This window comes from Providencia sp. PROV073, from assembly GCF_033688125.1.
Classification (GTDB): domain Bacteria; phylum Pseudomonadota; class Gammaproteobacteria; order Enterobacterales; family Enterobacteriaceae; genus Providencia; species Providencia hangzhouensis.
In genome coordinates this window covers 3,368,649-3,385,475 of sequence record NZ_CP096353.1, presented here as the reverse complement: position 1 = coordinate 3,385,475, position 16,827 = coordinate 3,368,649, and the positions used below count along the sequence as shown (strand labels likewise).

General features: G+C 43.0%; 13 protein-coding genes, 3 tRNA genes and 3 rRNA genes. 8 read left to right on the top strand and 11 right to left on the bottom strand.

The window, feature by feature from the left end; all coding sequences use genetic code 11:
• Nucleotides 1-27 precede the first annotated feature (27 nt).
• On the top strand, nucleotides 28-783 hold the full coding sequence (gene chbG, locus M1F17_RS15435; RefSeq protein WP_094961149.1) for a chitin disaccharide deacetylase: 756 nt from the start codon (nucleotides 28-30) through the stop codon (nucleotides 781-783).
• A gap of 62 nt (nucleotides 784-845) precedes the next feature.
• Here the strand turns inward: chbG and proS are convergent, their stop codons facing one another.
• The 6 genes from proS to metN form a co-directional block, all read right to left on the bottom strand.
• Complete coding sequence (proS, locus tag M1F17_RS15430; protein ID WP_004257383.1) at nucleotides 846-2,564, bottom strand: proline--tRNA ligase; 1,719 nt, start codon at nucleotides 2,562-2,564, stop codon at nucleotides 846-848.
• Nucleotides 2,565-2,663: 99 nt separating this feature from the next.
• Nucleotides 2,664-3,383, bottom strand: coding sequence for a tRNA (N6-threonylcarbamoyladenosine(37)-N6)-methyltransferase TrmO (gene tsaA / locus M1F17_RS15425; protein WP_180312097.1), 720 nt, complete (start codon nucleotides 3,381-3,383; stop codon nucleotides 2,664-2,666).
• A 7-nt stretch (nucleotides 3,384-3,390) separates the two neighbouring features.
• Nucleotides 3,391-3,792 (bottom strand): Rcs stress response system protein RcsF, encoded by a 402-nt coding sequence (gene rcsF / locus M1F17_RS15420; RefSeq protein ID WP_004257380.1) that lies wholly within the window; start codon nucleotides 3,790-3,792, stop codon nucleotides 3,391-3,393.
• A 126-nt stretch (nucleotides 3,793-3,918) separates the two neighbouring features.
• Nucleotides 3,919-4,740 (bottom strand): MetQ/NlpA family lipoprotein, encoded by an 822-nt coding sequence (locus tag M1F17_RS15415; RefSeq protein ID WP_004257378.1) that lies wholly within the window; start codon nucleotides 4,738-4,740, stop codon nucleotides 3,919-3,921.
• Nucleotides 4,741-4,799: 59 nt separating this feature from the next.
• Nucleotides 4,800-5,453 (bottom strand): methionine ABC transporter permease MetI, encoded by a 654-nt coding sequence (gene metI / locus M1F17_RS15410; protein ID WP_004257375.1) that lies wholly within the window; start codon nucleotides 5,451-5,453, stop codon nucleotides 4,800-4,802.
• Nucleotides 5,446-6,477: a methionine ABC transporter ATP-binding protein MetN gene (gene metN / locus M1F17_RS15405; protein ID WP_094961151.1), complete on the bottom strand. Its 1,032-nt coding sequence runs from the start codon at nucleotides 6,475-6,477 to the stop codon at nucleotides 5,446-5,448. Before metN ends, metI begins: the two co-directional genes overlap by 8 nt.
• A 168-nt stretch (nucleotides 6,478-6,645) precedes the next feature.
• Here metN and gmhB point away from each other — a divergent pair, with 168 nt between their 5' ends.
• The 7 genes from gmhB to M1F17_RS15370 all read left to right on the top strand — a co-directional run bounded on the left by gmhB (nucleotide 6,646) and on the right by M1F17_RS15370 (nucleotide 13,262).
• On the top strand, nucleotides 6,646-7,212 hold the full coding sequence (gene gmhB, locus M1F17_RS15400) for a D-glycero-beta-D-manno-heptose 1,7-bisphosphate 7-phosphatase (protein WP_094961152.1): 567 nt from the start codon (nucleotides 6,646-6,648) through the stop codon (nucleotides 7,210-7,212).
• Nucleotides 7,213-7,740: 528 nt separating this feature from the next.
• Nucleotides 7,741-9,279: ribosomal RNA gene (locus M1F17_RS15395) — 16S ribosomal RNA — on the top strand.
• 65 nt (nucleotides 9,280-9,344) lie between these two features.
• Nucleotides 9,345-9,421: transfer RNA gene (locus M1F17_RS15390), tRNA-Ile, on the top strand.
• Between the two features lie 138 nt (nucleotides 9,422-9,559).
• Nucleotides 9,560-9,635 (top strand) — tRNA-Ala (locus M1F17_RS15385).
• 325 nt (nucleotides 9,636-9,960) lie between these two features.
• A 23S ribosomal RNA gene (locus tag M1F17_RS15380) occupies nucleotides 9,961-12,869 on the top strand.
• A 141-nt stretch (nucleotides 12,870-13,010) separates the two neighbouring features.
• Nucleotides 13,011-13,126 (top strand): 5S ribosomal RNA (rrf, locus tag M1F17_RS15375).
• Together the 16S, 23S and 5S rRNA genes with 3 tRNA genes alongside form the textbook arrangement of a ribosomal RNA operon.
• Before the next feature lie 59 nt (nucleotides 13,127-13,185).
• Nucleotides 13,186-13,262, top strand: a tRNA-Asp gene (locus M1F17_RS15370).
• A gap of 198 nt (nucleotides 13,263-13,460) precedes the next feature.
• Here M1F17_RS15370 and M1F17_RS15365 read toward each other — a convergent pair.
• The 5 genes from M1F17_RS15365 to pssA all read right to left on the bottom strand — a co-directional run bounded on the left by M1F17_RS15365 (nucleotide 13,461) and on the right by pssA (nucleotide 16,750).
• Nucleotides 13,461-14,171: an ArsR/SmtB family transcription factor gene (locus tag M1F17_RS15365; RefSeq protein ID WP_004257153.1), complete on the bottom strand. Its 711-nt coding sequence runs from the start codon at nucleotides 14,169-14,171 to the stop codon at nucleotides 13,461-13,463.
• Entirely contained in the window at nucleotides 14,168-14,557 is a 390-nt protein-coding gene (locus M1F17_RS15360; RefSeq protein WP_004257151.1) for a hypothetical protein, read from the bottom strand. The genes M1F17_RS15365 and M1F17_RS15360 overlap by 4 nt, the downstream gene beginning before the upstream one ends.
• Nucleotides 14,550-14,873 carry an antibiotic biosynthesis monooxygenase family protein gene (locus tag M1F17_RS15355; protein ID WP_094961787.1) on the bottom strand — a complete coding sequence of 108 codons (324 nt, stop codon included), beginning with the start codon at nucleotides 14,871-14,873 and terminating at the stop codon, nucleotides 14,550-14,552. The genes M1F17_RS15360 and M1F17_RS15355 overlap by 8 nt, the downstream gene beginning before the upstream one ends.
• A 117-nt stretch (nucleotides 14,874-14,990) precedes the next feature.
• A complete protein-coding gene (locus M1F17_RS15350; protein WP_094961836.1) occupies nucleotides 14,991-15,323 on the bottom strand; it encodes a YfiM family lipoprotein in 333 nt (110 codons plus the stop codon).
• Between the two features lie 71 nt (nucleotides 15,324-15,394).
• On the bottom strand, nucleotides 15,395-16,750 hold the full coding sequence (pssA, locus tag M1F17_RS15345; protein WP_004257145.1) for a CDP-diacylglycerol--serine O-phosphatidyltransferase: 1,356 nt from the start codon (nucleotides 16,748-16,750) through the stop codon (nucleotides 15,395-15,397).
• Nucleotides 16,751-16,827 lie beyond the last annotated feature (77 nt).

Here is a 16,827-nt window from a genome sequence, read left to right as displayed (position 1 = left end):
ATAGCTTATAGTGTCAAGGGAGAGCATATGGCTGTATTACTTATTGTAAATGCCGATGATTTTGGACTCTGCGAGGCCGTTAATTACGGCATCATTGAATCTCATCGTAATGGAGTTGTTCATTCAACAAGCGCGATGATGAATATGCCTGCAATATCCCATGCGGCTAAATTAAGCCAAGAGAATCCGAATCTGGCAGTGGGGATGCATTTTGTTTTAACGGCTGGGAAGCCTTTCTCATCAATGCCTACTCTCAGCCGTGATGGGCTGTTGGGTAAATGGCTTTGGAATATTGATATTAATGATTTACCATTGATTGAGATTGAACAAGAACTAAATTTGCAATATCAAAAATTTATCGAAATTTTTGGTCAAAAACCGAGCCATATCGATAGCCATCATCATGTTCATATGATTGAGGGTATTTTTCCAATTGTAGTTGCTTTCGCCCAAGAAAAGGGTATTGCATTACGTGTTGATCGCCAATTAGAGAAAAATTGGCCGCCATTATCATATCAAGTGCCAAGCACTGACTGTTTTAGTAGTGAGTTTTATGGTGATCAAATCTCAGAAGCGTTATTTTTGAAGATTATTAATGAAGCTAAAGCACAAGGTAATAATTCTATTGAAGTTATGAGCCATCCTGCTTTTATTGATAATGCGCTATTAAAAAGTAACTATGCTTATCCACGTTTAAATGAATTGGAAGTATTAACATCTGAAAATTTAAAATCACAGATTTTGGCGGATGGTTTTAAGATTGGTTCGTACCGAGACATCTAAAAAAAGAAGCCCAAATTCAAATAACCGAAATTTGGGCTTTATTTTCTAGCTTTTAACTTATTTTATTTACCGAGCTTTCCTTTTAGGAAGCTAATGACATTTTCTAAGCCAACCAATTCTTTATCATCACTACGGCGTGATTTATATTCAATTTGGTTGTTGTCTAAGTTACGGTCACCAATAACGATAGTGTATGGAACACCAATCAGCTCCATATCGGCAAACATCACACCTGGGCGCTCTTTACGGTCATCGAAAATCACATCAATACCATTTGCTTTTAAGTCAGCGTAAAGTTTTTCTGCAACTTCTTTAACACGATAAGATTTGTGCATATTCATTGGTAAAATAGCCACTTGGAACGGAGCAATTGCGTCCGGCCAAATAATTCCTCGGTCATCATGGCTTTGTTCAATAGCAGCGGCAACAATACGCGTTACACCAATGCCATAACAACCCATGGTGACGATTTGGTTATGTCCATCTTCATTTTGGACCGAAGCTTTCATTGCTTCTGAGTACTTAGTCCCTAACTGGAAAATATGGCCAACTTCGATACCACGTTTAATTTGCAGTACACCTTTACCGTCTGGGCTTGGGTCTCCTTCAACAACGTTGCGTAAATCAAAAGCTTCTGGTAACGCCAAATCACGTTCCCAGTTGATGCCAAAATAGTGTTTACCATCAATATTTGCGCCTGCACCAAAGTCGCTCATTACTGCAACGCTACGGTCGATAACAATCGGTAGTGGCATATTGACTGGGCCTAAAGAGCCTGGGCCAGCATTCACTGCATTTCTGATTTCAGCTTCCGTGGCGAATTCTAATGGGCTGGCCACTAATGGGTGTTTTTCTGCTTTGATTTCATTTAACTCATGGTCGCCACGAATTAATAAAGCGACGAGCGTGTGACCTGAATCTTTTTTCGCATGAACAATCAATGTCTTAACAGTTTTTTCAACAGGTAAATTGAATTGCTCAACGAGCTCTGCGATTGTTTTTGCATTAGGCGTATCAACAAGACGCATCTCTTCTGTTGGAGCACAACGTGGCGTTGTTGGTGCTAATGCTTCTGCGAATTCAATGTTAGCGGCATAATCAGATTCGGTAGAGAAAATAACGTCATCTTCACCATTTTTTGCTAATACTTGGAATTCGTGGGATGCGCTACCGCCGATAGAGCCAGTGTCAGCTTGAACGGCACGAAAATCAAAGCCAATACGCGTGAAAATTTTGCTGTAGGCTTCGTACATCGCATCATAGGTTTCTTGCAATGATTCTTGGCTAGTGTGGAAAGAGTATGCATCTTTCATAATAAATTCACGCGAGCGCATCACGCCAAAACGTGGGCGAACTTCATCACGGAATTTGGTTTGAATTTGGAATAAATTCAATGGCAATTGCTTGTAAGAGGTGATTTCGTTACGGACTAAATCTGTGATCACTTCTTCATGGGTCGGGCCGAGAACAAACGGGCGCTCACCACGGTCAACAAAACGCAGCAATTCAGGACCATACTGTTCCCAACGTCCACTTTCTTGCCATAAATCTGCAGGCTGAACGACGGGTAAAGATACCTCGATAGCGCCTGCATTTTCCATTTCTTCACGGACGATGGTTTCTACTTTACGCAGAACACGAACACCAGTGGGTAACCAGTCATACAGACCGGAAGCAAGTTTACGGATCATTCCTGCACGCAGCATCAGCTGATGGCTGATAACTTCTGCATCCGCAGGGGTCTCTTTTAGAGTTGAGAGCAGATATTTGCTAGTACGCATTGTATAGGTTCCATTAGAACAACAAGTTATGGCAAACGACTTATTTGCCAAGGTATATAGTGAGCTAGTCTACCAGTGACGGAGACTTGCCAAAAGGGGTTAATGTGATTTTTCGTATGGTTCGATAGCGAATACTTCAGTCACACCATCAATTACCCGCCAGCGAATATTAAAATCTAATAAATGGACTGCATAGTCACGTGTTTCAGTAGATTGTTTCTTATATGCGGGGCGAGGGTCTTGCATTAAAACTTGTGAAATAAATTGTTTAATACCTGGGTAGTGATTTTGATAATCATCTAATTCAGTTTCTATTTCTGGGGTAAATATAACCTGCATATCATCTGAAGGTATGTCCTGTGCGTACCCTGCAGTTGCGGTTGGTATTGCCTCAGCAAAGGGTAAATAAGGTTTTATATCGATAATAGGGGTGCCATCTACTAAATCAAGGCTACCAAGCTCAAGGATCACTTGACTGTTTTCTATTGTTATTCCATGTAATTCAACAAGAGACATGCCTATTGGGTTTGGTCTAAATGTTGAACGGGTTGCGAAAACACCCATTTTATCATTGCCACCTAGTCTTGGAGGGCGCACTAGCGGTTTCCAGCCATTTTTCATTGTTTGATGAAAAACGAATAGAACCCAAACATGGCTAAATTGACTGAGTCCTCGCACCGCATTTGGGTCGTTGAATGGAGAATGCAGATGTAAGCGTCCCGCACCCCCCTGAACAAGTCCAGGTTGGCGAGGGATTGCAAACTTTTCTTTATAAGGTGATTCAATGTGCCCAATAACATTAAACTGAAAAGATTGCATAAGATATTTATTCAACAATTTGTAATGCACTGCCTTCACAGATAGTTGCCTGATAACAACCTGGAGAGGTCATGGTTTGGCACTGGTGTAAAAGTACGGCATCAGCCGCAATATAGGCAGCTTGTGTTAACATACTGTTTTTTGCGGTATTCAAATTTGCCGGAGGGCTTTGAACGCTTTCTCGACAAGATTCCCCAGAAACAACACCTAAATCTTTGAAAGGCATCCCTAATAATTCTTCTGGGCTATTCATTAATTTAACGTTTGCTGTGTCTGGCTCTGTTACTTTCGGTACAGGTTTAGACAATTTCATACTAGTGAAACCTTTATTTTGCCCTGGACTCGTGTATTGGTTAATTCCACACCCGGCTAACACAAATGTTACCAAAGTGAGCAATAACAGTCTCATAAGTTATACCTTTCTTATATGATTCAAAATAATGCCGCGTTGTTTTTATAGTCTATAAATTACAAAAAATACTAGACGGCGTTAAGCCGTCTAGTATTTTAATCGTTTTTTAAATAATAAAAAAGATTACCAACCTTTAACTGCACCACCATCGAAGACTTCATTAGCTTTGTTTGCTACTTCATCTGATTGATATGCCTGAATAAATTTTTTCACGTTCTCACTATCTTTATTATCTTCACGAGCAACAATAATATTTACGTACGGAGAATCTTTATCTTCAACAAATAAACCATCTTTTGCAGGTGTTAATTTAGGTGTAGCACTACTTGCCCAAGTCGTATTGATAATCGCTAATGCAATTTTTTGGTCATCTAAAGCACGAGGTAATTGAGGCGCTTCTAACTCAACAAATTTCAGGTCTTTCGGGTTTTCAACCACATCTAAAACAGTTGGCATTAAGCCAGTACCATCTTTTAATTTAATTAAACCTTGTTGTTGTAATAACAGCAATGAACGGCCTAAGTTAGTTGGGTCATTTGGTAACGCAATTTGTGAACCATCAGCGAGTTCATCTACCGACTTAATTTTTTTAGAGTAAGCCGCAATTGGATAAATAAAGGTATTTCCAACAGGAACTAATTTGTAGTTACGATCTTTAATTTGTTGATCAAGATAAGGCTTGTGTTGGAATGCGTTCGCATCGATATCGCCTTTACTTAATGCTTCATTAGGTAAAACAAAGTCATTAAATGAAACGAGCTCAACATTTAAACCGTACTTTTCTTTAGCAACTTTCTGTGCGACTTCAGCAACTTCTAATTCTTTGCCCATGATCACACCAACTTTGATGCTGTTGGCATCTTTCTCTTTTTCACCACAACCAGTGAGAACGAGTGTGCCTAATAGCGCGCCGACAACTGCGATAGATTTTAATTTAATAGACATTGGTTTACCCCTTTAAAACGGACTTTATAAGCACCTTAACGGCGCAGCTATTTTACTAACTATCGATGTGAAACTTTTTTCATTAAATACTCGCCACCAAACTGAATTAGGTTTACTAAAATGACGAGGAGAACAATAACAGTATTCATCACAACAGGGTTATAAGTTTGATAACCATATTGTAGTGCGATTTGACCTAAACCACCGGCACCAACTGCACCACCCATTGCAGAATATCCGACTAACATAATTAACGTGATAGTGGCTGCATTAATTAAACTTGGCAATGCTTCAGGGATCAAAATCTTACGAATAATCTGAAGCGGAGTCGCTCCCATCGCACGGGCTGATTCAATTAAACCACTTGGAATTTCTAATAACGCATTTTCAACCATGCGAGCAATAAACGGCGCAGCGCCAATTGTTAAAGGAACGATTGCCGCTTTTAAACCAATAGTCGTTCCAACAAGAAACGAAGTTAATGGAATAATCCACACCAGTAAAATAATAAATGGCACTGAGCGGAAAATGTTTACTACAACTGCAAGAGCACGATATAGCCCTACATTCTCCATTACTTGGTCTTTGCGTGTAATATAGAGCAATACACCTAATGGTAAACCTAAAACAAAACCCAAAAAGCCGGAAACAAAGGTCATTGTGATAGTGTCAATTGTGCCGTTAATCAGCAGGTAAATCATTCTCTCAGACATAACCCAAAACCTCTACTTTCACATGATGCTCTTTTAAAAATGCAATTGTGGATTCAACCCCACCATTGATGCCATGTAGCTCTGCGAGCATCACACCAAATTTCACGCCGCCGGCGTAGTCAATTTGTGAACTTAAAATATTAATATCAATATCAAATTTGCGTACAGCCATTGAAATTAAAGGTGCATCAACAGACTGCCCTGTAAATTCGAGCTTGAGTAATGGTGATAAGTCCTTACCTGGCTCCGTTTTTAATCGTTCTTTATAATCATCTGGAATATCAACAACTAATGTTGATTGAATAAACGCTTGAGCGACAGGTGTTTTCGGGTGAGAGAATACTTCACTCACTTTGTCTTGCTCAATTAATTGACCGCCACTTATTACAGCTACTTGATCACAAATACGTTTTACAACATCCATTTCGTGGGTAATTAATAAGATAGTTAAGCCTAATCGACGGTTAATATCTTTTAATAATTCTAAAATTGAACGGGTTGTTGCGGGGTCTAACGCACTTGTCGCTTCATCACATAGCAATACTTTTGGTGAATTAGCTAATGCGCGAGCTATAGCAACACGTTGCTTTTGTCCGCCCGAAAGGTTTGCTGGGTATGCATCTTTCTTTTCAGTTAACCCAACTAAATCGAGTAATTCACTTACACGCTCTATAATTTTTTCTTTAGGCGTATTATCAAGTTCCAAGGGGAGAGCAACGTTATCAAAGACGGTACGTGAAGATAACAGGTTAAAATGCTGGAAAATCATGCCAATGCCGCGACGTGCTCTCGTCAACGTTTTTTCAGTCATTGATGTTAAATCTTGTCCATCAACAATAACTTGGCCTGAAGTTGGGCGTTCAAGCATATTCACGCAACGAATAAGCGTACTTTTACCCGCACCTGAAGCACCAATAACGCCATAGATCTGACCAGCAGGCACATGCAAGCTAATATCAGTAAGCGCTTGAATGTTACGGCTTCCTTGCTGGAAAACTTTATTAATATTTGAGAGCTTTATCATTTATAGTTTCTAACTTTATCTGAATTGTTTTTAGATAGTGTATCTAATAAGGTTGGATGTTAAGGCGTCTAGACGTCTAAGTCAATAAAGATTGTTCTATTTATTCTATTCTCCTTTTATTTCTTTTCATGAGATACTAAAAAGATACTAAATTTTAGGAGTAAACAGGTGAGTAACGGGATCCCAGCAGTCTTTTTAGATAGAGATGGAACAATTAATATCGATCATGGTTATGTACATAAAATTGATGATTTCGAATTTATCGAAGGGTCAATTGAAGCGATGCTCGAATTAAAAAAGATGGGTTATGCATTAGTTATTGTAACTAACCAGTCAGGTATTGGTCGGGGAATTTATACAGAAGACCAGTTTATGCAACTCACAGAATGGATGGATTGGTCATTAGCAGATCGCGGTATCGACTTAGACGGTATTTATTTTTGTCCTCATCATACTGAGGCTACAGTAGAAGAATATCGCCAAGACTGTAATTGCCGTAAACCAAAGCCAGGAATGCTACTAGACGCGCAGGCTTTTTTAAAAATAGATATGGCATCATCTATTATGGTGGGTGATAAACTTGCTGATATGTTGGCAGGTAAAGCCGCTAAAGTCGGTACAACTGTATTAGTGAAAAGTGGCGAGCCAGTCACCGATGAAGCAATCAATAATGCAGATATTGTTATTAACAGTATCGCAGAGTTGCCAGAAACGCTAAAAAGAATCAAAAAGTAGCCTTTTTGGGTGGTAAATAGGCAGTTAGAAAAAAAATGTAAAAAAACACTTGCCAGATTTTTCTGACTCCCTATAATGCGCCACCACTGACCGGGAACAAGACAACGCAAAGCGCGATGAACACTGAAACGGCAGCGAGAGATTCTGAAAAGAAAAAGCAAAAAATTGCTTGACTCTCACGGAGGAAAACGTAATATACGCCTCCTCGCAGCAACGACCGAAAGGTTGGTTTTCATAAAGAAAAGCTGCAACGCTCTTTAACAATTTATCAGACAATCTGTGTGGGCACTCACAGGACACTATCAAAAAAATATTTGATTTTAAGTCTTGAAGAGTGACTAACACGTTAATTCATATATATGAAATAAGGTAGTAACGCTTATTTTGGAAGGGTAACGCGAAGGCAAGCAGAGATAACCCGAGGCAGTACTTAGGTACGGCGAGGGGAAGCGATGCGAAGCCGACAAAGTTAGCCGAACAAAAGAACGTTACGGTCAGTAAGACATTCTTTGAGCATCAAGCTACTTTTAATTGAAGAGTTTGATCATGGCTCAGATTGAACGCTGGCGGCAGGCCTAACACATGCAAGTCGAGCGGTAACAGGGGAAGCTTGCTTCTCGCTGACGAGCGGCGGACGGGTGAGTAATGTATGGGGATCTGCCCGATAGAGGGGGATAACTACTGGAAACGGTAGCTAATACCGCATAATCTCTCAGGAGCAAAGCAGGGGAACTTCGGTCCTTGCGCTATCGGATGAACCCATATGGGATTAGCTAGTAGGTGAGGTAATGGCTCACCTAGGCGACGATCCCTAGCTGGTCTGAGAGGATGATCAGCCACACTGGGACTGAGACACGGCCCAGACTCCTACGGGAGGCAGCAGTGGGGAATATTGCACAATGGGCGCAAGCCTGATGCAGCCATGCCGCGTGTATGAAGAAGGCCCTAGGGTTGTAAAGTACTTTCAGTCGGGAGGAAGGCGTTGATGCTAATATCATCAACGATTGACGTTACCGACAGAAGAAGCACCGGCTAACTCCGTGCCAGCAGCCGCGGTAATACGGAGGGTGCAAGCGTTAATCGGAATTACTGGGCGTAAAGCGCACGCAGGCGGTTGATTAAGTTAGATGTGAAATCCCCGGGCTTAACCTGGGAATGGCATCTAAGACTGGTCAGCTAGAGTCTTGTAGAGGGGGGTAGAATTCCATGTGTAGCGGTGAAATGCGTAGAGATGTGGAGGAATACCGGTGGCGAAGGCGGCCCCCTGGACAAAGACTGACGCTCAGGTGCGAAAGCGTGGGGAGCAAACAGGATTAGATACCCTGGTAGTCCACGCTGTAAACGATGTCGATTTGAAGGTTGTTCCCTAGAGGAGTGGCTTTCGGAGCTAACGCGTTAAATCGACCGCCTGGGGAGTACGGCCGCAAGGTTAAAACTCAAATGAATTGACGGGGGCCCGCACAAGCGGTGGAGCATGTGGTTTAATTCGATGCAACGCGAAGAACCTTACCTACTCTTGACATCCAGAGAATTTAGCAGAGATGCTTTAGTGCCTTCGGGAACTCTGAGACAGGTGCTGCATGGCTGTCGTCAGCTCGTGTTGTGAAATGTTGGGTTAAGTCCCGCAACGAGCGCAACCCTTATCCTTTGTTGCCAGCGATTCGGTCGGGAACTCAAAGGAGACTGCGGTGATAAACCGGAGGAAGGTGGGGATGACGTCAAGTCATCATGGCCCTTACGAGTAGGGCTACACACGTGCTACAATGGCGTATACAAAGAGAAGCGACCTCGCGAGAGCAAGCGGAACTCATAAAGTACGTCGTAGTCCAGATTGGAGTCTGCAACTCGACTCCATGAAGTCGGAATCGCTAGTAATCGTAGATCAGAATGCTACGGTGAATACGTTCCCGGGCCTTGTACACACCGCCCGTCACACCATGGGAGTGGGTTGCAAAAGAAGTAGGTAGCTTAACCTTCGGGAGGGCGCTTACCACTTTGTGATTCATGACTGGGGTGAAGTCGTAACAAGGTAACCGTAGGGGAACCTGCGGTTGGATCACCTCCTTACCATTGAAGTGTTTTTGTGAAGTGCTCACACAGATTGTCTGATGAAATAGAGTAGCAGTATCGATAGGCTTGTAGCTCAGGTGGTTAGAGCGCACCCCTGATAAGGGTGAGGTCGGTGGTTCAAGTCCACTCAGGCCTACCACTTTTCTCTTATGCTGCGTTATGGCTCAGATCGTTTACCCAAAAGTAAACTTCGCTAATCCACGCCTTGCCTAAGAAAAAAGACCTCCGAATAAGAAAATCTTATAAAGAGATTAATTGATACCGAAAATACCTTTATGGGGCTATAGCTCAGCTGGGAGAGCGCCTGCCTTGCACGCAGGAGGTCAGCGGTTCGATCCCGCTTAGCTCCACCATAATTTTTCTGATTATTCAGAATAGATTAGTAATAGTCTATTGCGAATAATTATGCTCTTTAACAATCTGGAACAAGCTGAAAATTGAAAACAACGCACATTGTTTATCGCTTAAACAATGTGAGAGTCTCTCAAAATTTCAGACCTGAAATTTTCGGTCACAAACTCGAGTGGCATGAGCGAGCAGTCAGTCCTTCGCGGCGGCCAGCGCACAGCAAGCGCAGCATACATAAGTATGTGAGCATTGCGAGCACTGCCCAACAAAGAAGGAATGTACGCACAGCCATGACAGTAAGGTGAACGTTGAAACAATTTCGGGTTGTGAGGTTAAGCGACTAAGCGTACACGGTGGATGCCTAGGCAATCAGAGGCGATGAAGGACGTGCTAATCTGCGATAAGCGTCGGTAAGGTGATATGAACCGTTACAACCGACGATTTCCGAATGGGGAAACCCAGTGCAATTCGTTGCACTATCGTTTGATGAATACATAGTCAAACGAAGCGAACCGGGGGAACTGAAACATCTCAGTACCCCGAGGAAAAGAAATCAACCGAGATTCCCCTAGTAGCGGCGAGCGAACGGGGAGCAGCCCAGAGTCTTAATCAGCATTAGCATCAGGAGAACGGTCTGGAAAGTCCGGCAGTAAAGGGTGATAGCCCCGTATCCGAAGGTGTTAGTGTTGTGAACTCGACGAGTAGGGCGGGACACGTGTTATCCTGTCTGAATATGGGGGGACCATCCTCCAAGGCTAAATACTCCTGATTGACCGATAGTGAACCAGTACCGTGAGGGAAAGGCGAAAAGAACCCCGGCGAGGGGAGTGAAATAGAACCTGAAACCGTGTACGTACAAGCAGTGGGAGCCTTGATTTATCAGGGTGACTGCGTACCTTTTGTATAATGGGTCAGCGACTTATATTCTGTAGCAAGGTTAACCGTATAGGGGAGCCGTAGGGAAACCGAGTCTTAACTGGGCGAATAAGTTGCAGGGTATAGACCCGAAACCCGGTGATCTAGCCATGGGCAGGTTGAAGGTTGGGTAACACTAACTGGAGGACCGAACCGACTAATGTTGAAAAATTAGCGGATGACTTGTGGCTGGGGGTGAAAGGCCAATCAAACCGGGAGATAGCTGGTTCTCCCCGAAAGCTATTTAGGTAGCGCCTCGTGAACTCATCTTCGGGGGTAGAGCACTGTTTCGACTAGGGGGTCATCCCGACTTACCAACTCGATGCAAACTACGAATACCGAAGAATGTTATCACGGGAGACACACGGCGGGTGCTAACGTTCGTCGTGAAGAGGGAAACAACCCAGACCGCCAGCTAAGGTCCCAAAGTCATAGTTAAGTGGGAAACGAAGTGGGAAGGCTCAGACAGCCAGGATGTTGGCTTAGAAGCAGCCATCATTTAAAGAAAGCGTAATAGCTCACTGGTCGAGTCGGCCTGCGCGGAAGATGTAACGGGGCTAAACTATGCACCGAAGCTGCGGCAGCGATATGTAAATATTGTTGGGTAGGGGAGCGTTCTGTAAGCCTGTGAAGGTGTGCTGTGAGGCATGCTGGAGGTATCAGAAGTGCGAATGCTGACATAAGTAACGATAATGCGGGTGAAAAACCCGCACGCCGGAAGACCAAGGGTTCCTGTCCAACGTTAATCGGGGCAGGGTGAGTCGACCCCTAAGGCGAGGCAGAAATGCGTAGTCGATGGGAAACGGGTTAATATTCCCGTACTGGTGATAATTGCGATGGGGGGACGGAGAAGGCTAGGCTATCCGGGCGACGGTTGTCCCGGTTTAAGGATGTAGGCAGGTGAATTAGGCAAATCCGGTTCACTATATGCTGAGGTCCGATGACGAGTCACTACGGTGATGAAGTAGCTCATGCCCCGCTTCCAGGAAAAGCCTCTAAGCTCTAGATTATCATTAATCGTACCCCAAACCGACACAGGTGGTCAGGTAGAGAATACTCAGGCGCTTGAGAGAACTCGGGTGAAGGAACTAGGCAAAATGGTGCCGTAACTTCGGGAGAAGGCACGCTGGCATTAGGTGAAGTGATTTACTCATGGAGCTGAAGCCAGTCGCAGATACCAGCTGGCTGCAACTGTTTATTAAAAACACAGCACTGTGCAAACACGAAAGTGGACGTATACGGTGTGACGCCTGCCCGGTGCTGGAAGGTTAATTGATGGGGTTATCCGTAAGGAGAAGCTCTTGATCGAAGCCCCAGTAAACGGCGGCCGTAACTATAACGGTCCTAAGGTAGCGAAATTCCTTGTCGGGTAAGTTCCGACCTGCACGAATGGCGTAATGATGGCCAGGCTGTCTCCACCCGAGACTCAGTGAAATTGAACTCGCTGTGAAGATGCAGTGTACCCGCGGCAAGACGGAAAGACCCCGTGAACCTTTACTATAGCTTGACACTGAACATTGAGCCTTGATGTGTAGGATAGGTGGGAGGCTTTGAAGCGTGGACGCCAGTCTGCGTGGAGCCAACCTTGAAATACCACCCTTTAATGTTTGATGTTCTAACGTTGCCCCATTATCTGGGGTGCGGACAGTGTCTGGTGGGTAGTTTGACTGGGGCGGTCTCCTCCCAAAGAGTAACGGAGGAGCACGAAGGTTGGCTAAGCATGGTCGGACATCATGCGGTTAGTGCAAAGGCATAAGCCAGCTTGACTGCGAGAGTGACGGCTCGAGCAGGTACGAAAGTAGGTCTTAGTGATCCGGTGGTTCTGAATGGAAGGGCCATCGCTCAACGGATAAAAGGTACTCCGGGGATAACAGGCTGATACCGCCCAAGAGTTCATATCGACGGCGGTGTTTGGCACCTCGATGTCGGCTCATCACATCCTGGGGCTGAAGTAGGTCCCAAGGGTACGGCTGTTCGCCGTTTAAAGTGGTACGCGAGCTGGGTTTAGAACGTCGTGAGACAGTTCGGTCCCTATCTGCCGTGGGCGTTGGAAGATTGAAAGGGGCTGCTCCTAGTACGAGAGGACCGGAGTGGACGCACCACTGGTGTTCGGGTTGTCATGCCAATGGCATTGCCCGGTAGCTAAGTGCGGAAGAGATAACCGCTGAAAGCATCTAAGCGGGAAACTTGCCTTGAGATGAGTCTTCCCTGACTCTTTAAGAGTCCTAAAGGAACGTTTAAGACTAAGACGTTGATAGGTTGGGTGTGTAAGCGTAGCGATACGTTGAGCTAACCAATACTAATGAACCGTGAGGCTTAACCTGACAACACCGAAGGTGTTTTAGAGAGATAGAGTTGTTTTCGAGAAGTGAGAAGCCGGAAGGTGAAGGACACACAGCTTGTTTGAGATTGAGGTTCTGGTTTGCGAAGAGTAATAAGCGCAAACGGGAACGAAACAGAATTTGTCTGGCGGCAATAGCGCGGTGGTCCCACCTGATCCCATGCCGAACTCAGCAGTGAAACGCCGTAGCGCCGATGGTAGTGTGGGGTCTCCCCATGTGAGAGTAGGGAACTGCCAGACATTAATTAAAGGTTTATTGCTCAATAAGCAGTAAACAGCCGAAAGGCAAAAGAATAAGTGGAGCGGTAGTTCAGTTGGTTAGAATACCTGCCTGTCACGCAGGGGGTCGCGGGTTCGAGTCCCGTCCGTTCCGCCACTTATCAAAGCCTCGTGATAAAAATCACGAGGCTTTTTTGTATTACTAACATACTGGATTTTATGGATAATAACCTATTGTAGGTGACTTGGGGCATTGTTTGGAGAAATACAGTTTTACGTCTGCTTTTAATTAGTAATTAGCTTGGTAAGTATATTATCAAATCGTTCTAGGGTTGTTCGTTATTTTGTTGGGGGGTTAAGCTATATTAATATTAAAAATACGCTTTAAAGCTTTCTTACCGTAGGTAGTAAAAGTAATTTCTCGATAACCTTTTGTTTTCTCTATCCATTCTTTTTCTGCAAAAAATTTCAATAGTAAGGTTCCTGCTAGTCCCCCTAGGTGCATACGTCTTTCACTCCAATCCAAACAAGCACATGCTATTTTTCGTTTTGTATTAGGCTCAATGTCGATACCTAATTTTTTAAATTGATTGGCACCAATCATTGATAATTTATTTTCTCTAGCTGTAAACCAGCCATTTTTATCCATAAATTCGTAGATCTGAACGGCAATTTCTCCGGCTAAGTGATCATAGCAAGTACGTGCCTTTCGCAGATGAATAGGTGTTGTTATAGGTGGGGTGTACTCCAATTTCATGGATACCCCCATTAATGTTTCTAATAATTCGGCAATGTCTGTGCCTGCAAGCCTATAATAACGGTGTCTTCCTTGAGATAGACAACTAATTAAGTGGCTGTTTAAAAGTTTAGTTAAGTGTGCACTCGTTGTTGATGGGGCTATATTTGCAGCTACGCTTAATTCTGTTGCTGTCCAAGCCCTGCCATCCATTAATGCACACAAAATACTGACCCTTGAAGGGTCAGCAATCGCAGAGGCAACTTTTGCGATAGATTGTTCTAATGGCTCTTTTTCTTCAATGGGAATACTATCTTTGCTTGGTATCATGGTTGGCTTTCCCACTTCTTTGTTACTTCAGCGGCTAATATATTGTTGTCTGTTATTAATATTAACCTGTTATTGTGGTCGCTGTATTGAACAAGGATATTAATTTGGTGAAGTGCGAGTTGAGAAACAATTTCTCCAAGTTCGCCAGGACGTTCTTGTTTTAATTTGCGGATCACTGGTTGTATGATACTTTCAACCTGTAAACCCTCAGTAGTTAAGGCATCTCGTGCTTTTTCTGGCTGGGTAACAAGAAAGTGAGCATGACTTTTTTCTTCGATAGAAAAAACGCCACCACCTTCAAGGCCAATACCATGTTTCCCTAATGTTGTCGCCAATAGTGCTAAAGCACCTACTTGGTTTTCAATAATCACATGAATATCATACATCAAAGCTATCCTCGTTATTGAATGAGTAATCCTTTAAGGTATGAGCAACTCGAATTCGATAATGGGAAAAAATGGTTTGTTGTCCTTCAACTTGTGCATCGATATGCATGAAATGGTTTTTCCATTGTTTTACTGCTTCTTCTGTTTCCCACCATGAAAGTGAGAGAATTTTTCCTTCTGTTGTAATAGATTGAAAGCGTTCGACAGCAATAAACCCGTCAATGTGCATAAGTTCAGATTTAAGTTTGGCTGCCAATTCAAAATAACGCTCTTTTTGCACTGGTATTGGGATGGCTTCAAAAATTACGGCAATCATAAAACTCTCCTTAATGTAGAAGCTCAACTATAACGGTTTAATTTATAGATACTTCGATGGTGAGCGAAATATTAAAAATAGGAGAGGAATGTAAAAAATGGGAAAGAAGGGCGTGGGTTACTTTAAGGACTGATATAAACTATAACCTGCTATTGACCCTGCAACATCATAGGCAAAATCATGCCAACTCCACCCAGTACCATTAGGCCTGCTGTCATAAAGCTCTTTTGCTGCGCCAAGAGAAACTGAAAATAGAATACCAAATATGGCAGCATCGCGGTGTTGCATGTTTTGTTTATCTGCATAAGCATTACCAGCCGCAGCCATCGCGGCTGAAAATGCAAAATGCTGCGCTTTATCTTTACCTTGCCAATTATCATTAGCCCAATGAAAACCAGTACATCCTGTTGAAATGAATATAAGTAAGCTAATGATCAGTGATTTAAACATTTTTGGTAAGATACCTAAAAAATTAAACTAGCAAAGTAAAAGCGCCACCGGAGTGACGCTTTGTTTAAATTCTAAAGGATGCGGCTAATTAAGCGATCGACTCGTATTCGACGTAGTCGTCGGATTAATTTCTTCACTTTAACAGGATAGGTTTGGATGCTATCCAGTTCACGAAAATGGCTAACAACCTTAGTATGAGTTCGAATGCACTCTAGCTCGTGATTGCGTTGCTCTTGCAACTGTTGTTTTGGATCGTGAATTAATACTGCGTTTTCAAGATCTAACCCCCAAGCTCGTGGGTTAAGGTTGTTACCCGTGATTAATTGCCAGTCATTATCAACCCACATTCCTTTTAGGTGGTAGGTATTGTCCGAATCTTTCCAGAGCCTTACTGTTAATTGCTGGCTATCAATAAAGCGTTGCAAGCGACTAACAAAACGGCGCAGGTTGATCTCATAAAGGTATGGCAATGCACCAATAATTTTAAATGGCTCTTCAGGTGGGATATAGAAGTCGTTGGCAGTTTTGTCACCAATGATAATTTCTACTTGTTTGCCATCACGCAGTAACCGACTAATAACCCTAACTAACACCGCAGGCAAATTAAAATAAGGCGTACAGATTGTTAGTTTATTGTTTGTTGCACCCATTAAATGCGTGATAACACGGTTTAAATCGTTTTTCTTACCGAGACCAACAAAGGGAGTGACGGACAGCTCATCATTAGTTGCATTCCCTGAAAATTGATAGGACGCTCCCCGTAAGCCCAAACGAAATTGTTTAATTAAATGCTTAAACTCAGCTGTTTTTGGTCGAGTTGGCGTATTTAATAAATGAATGGCATCAGCTTGTAGTAATGCGTCATCAATAAATTTTTTCATTGATGCGGTAAGTTGGCTATTTTTGATCAGGTGATAGCGGTCGTAACGGTATTTACTATGACGTTGTAAATAGACGTCATTAATACTAGCCCCGCTATAGAGCAGAGTATCATCAAATAAAAAGCCTTTTAGATGCAAAACACCCAGAGCTTCCCGTGTATTTACAGGGATGCCGTAGATAGGGATTTCAATTTCAGGGTAATGTTTTGCAACATCATAATACCAATCGGCATTAGTGGCGTTTGCTGCAACCCCGATGCGACCTCGCTGAGCACGGTGCCAGTCTACGAGAATTTTGATATCCAATGATGTATTAGCTTGTTTTGCAGCGTATAAAGCATGAAGTACGTCTTTACCTGCATCGTCTTTCTCTAAATACAAAGCCGTTATGTAGATAGTATTTTGAGCCTGAGAAATTTGTTTAAGCAGTTCATCACGAAAATCTTCTGTCTTATATAGCGTTTTTACATCAGCAATTTCTTGAGAGAGTTTTGGTAAACTTAACAAATATTGTTGATGTTTTGCTTGTTTTAATTTTGACAACATCACAGTGTAAATTTTCTCTTATTAGTCTAATAGCAACTCGCTTTGCGCACATTTTTAAGCGAATGATCTATGGATGA

Bases quoted from the DNA above. Each gene is read 5' to 3' on its own strand.
- chbG (WP_094961149.1), top strand. From the start codon at position 28: ATGGCTGTATTACTTATTGTAAATGCCGATGATTTTGGACTCTGCGAG.
- proS (WP_004257383.1), bottom strand. From the start codon at position 2,564: ATGCGTACTAGCAAATATCTGCTCTCAACTCTAAAAGAGACCCCTGCG.
- tsaA (WP_180312097.1), bottom strand. From the start codon at position 3,383: ATGCAATCTTTTCAGTTTAATGTTATTGGGCACATTGAATCACCTTAT.
- rcsF (WP_004257380.1), bottom strand. From the start codon at position 3,792: ATGAGACTGTTATTGCTCACTTTGGTAACATTTGTGTTAGCCGGGTGT.
- M1F17_RS15415 (WP_004257378.1), bottom strand. From the start codon at position 4,740: ATGTCTATTAAATTAAAATCTATCGCAGTTGTCGGCGCGCTATTAGGC.
- metI (WP_004257375.1), bottom strand. From the start codon at position 5,453: ATGTCTGAGAGAATGATTTACCTGCTGATTAACGGCACAATTGACACT.
- metN (WP_094961151.1), bottom strand. From the start codon at position 6,477: ATGATAAAGCTCTCAAATATTAATAAAGTTTTCCAGCAAGGAAGCCGT.
- M1F17_RS15365 (WP_004257153.1), bottom strand. From the start codon at position 14,171: ATGATACCAAGCAAAGATAGTATTCCCATTGAAGAAAAAGAGCCATTA.
- M1F17_RS15360 (WP_004257151.1), bottom strand. From the start codon at position 14,557: ATGTATGATATTCATGTGATTATTGAAAACCAAGTAGGTGCTTTAGCA.
- M1F17_RS15355 (WP_094961787.1), bottom strand. From the start codon at position 14,873: ATGATTGCCGTAATTTTTGAAGCCATCCCAATACCAGTGCAAAAAGAG.
- M1F17_RS15350 (WP_094961836.1), bottom strand. From the start codon at position 15,323: ATGTTTAAATCACTGATCATTAGCTTACTTATATTCATTTCAACAGGA.
- pssA (WP_004257145.1), bottom strand. From the start codon at position 16,750: ATGTTGTCAAAATTAAAACAAGCAAAACATCAACAATATTTGTTAAGT.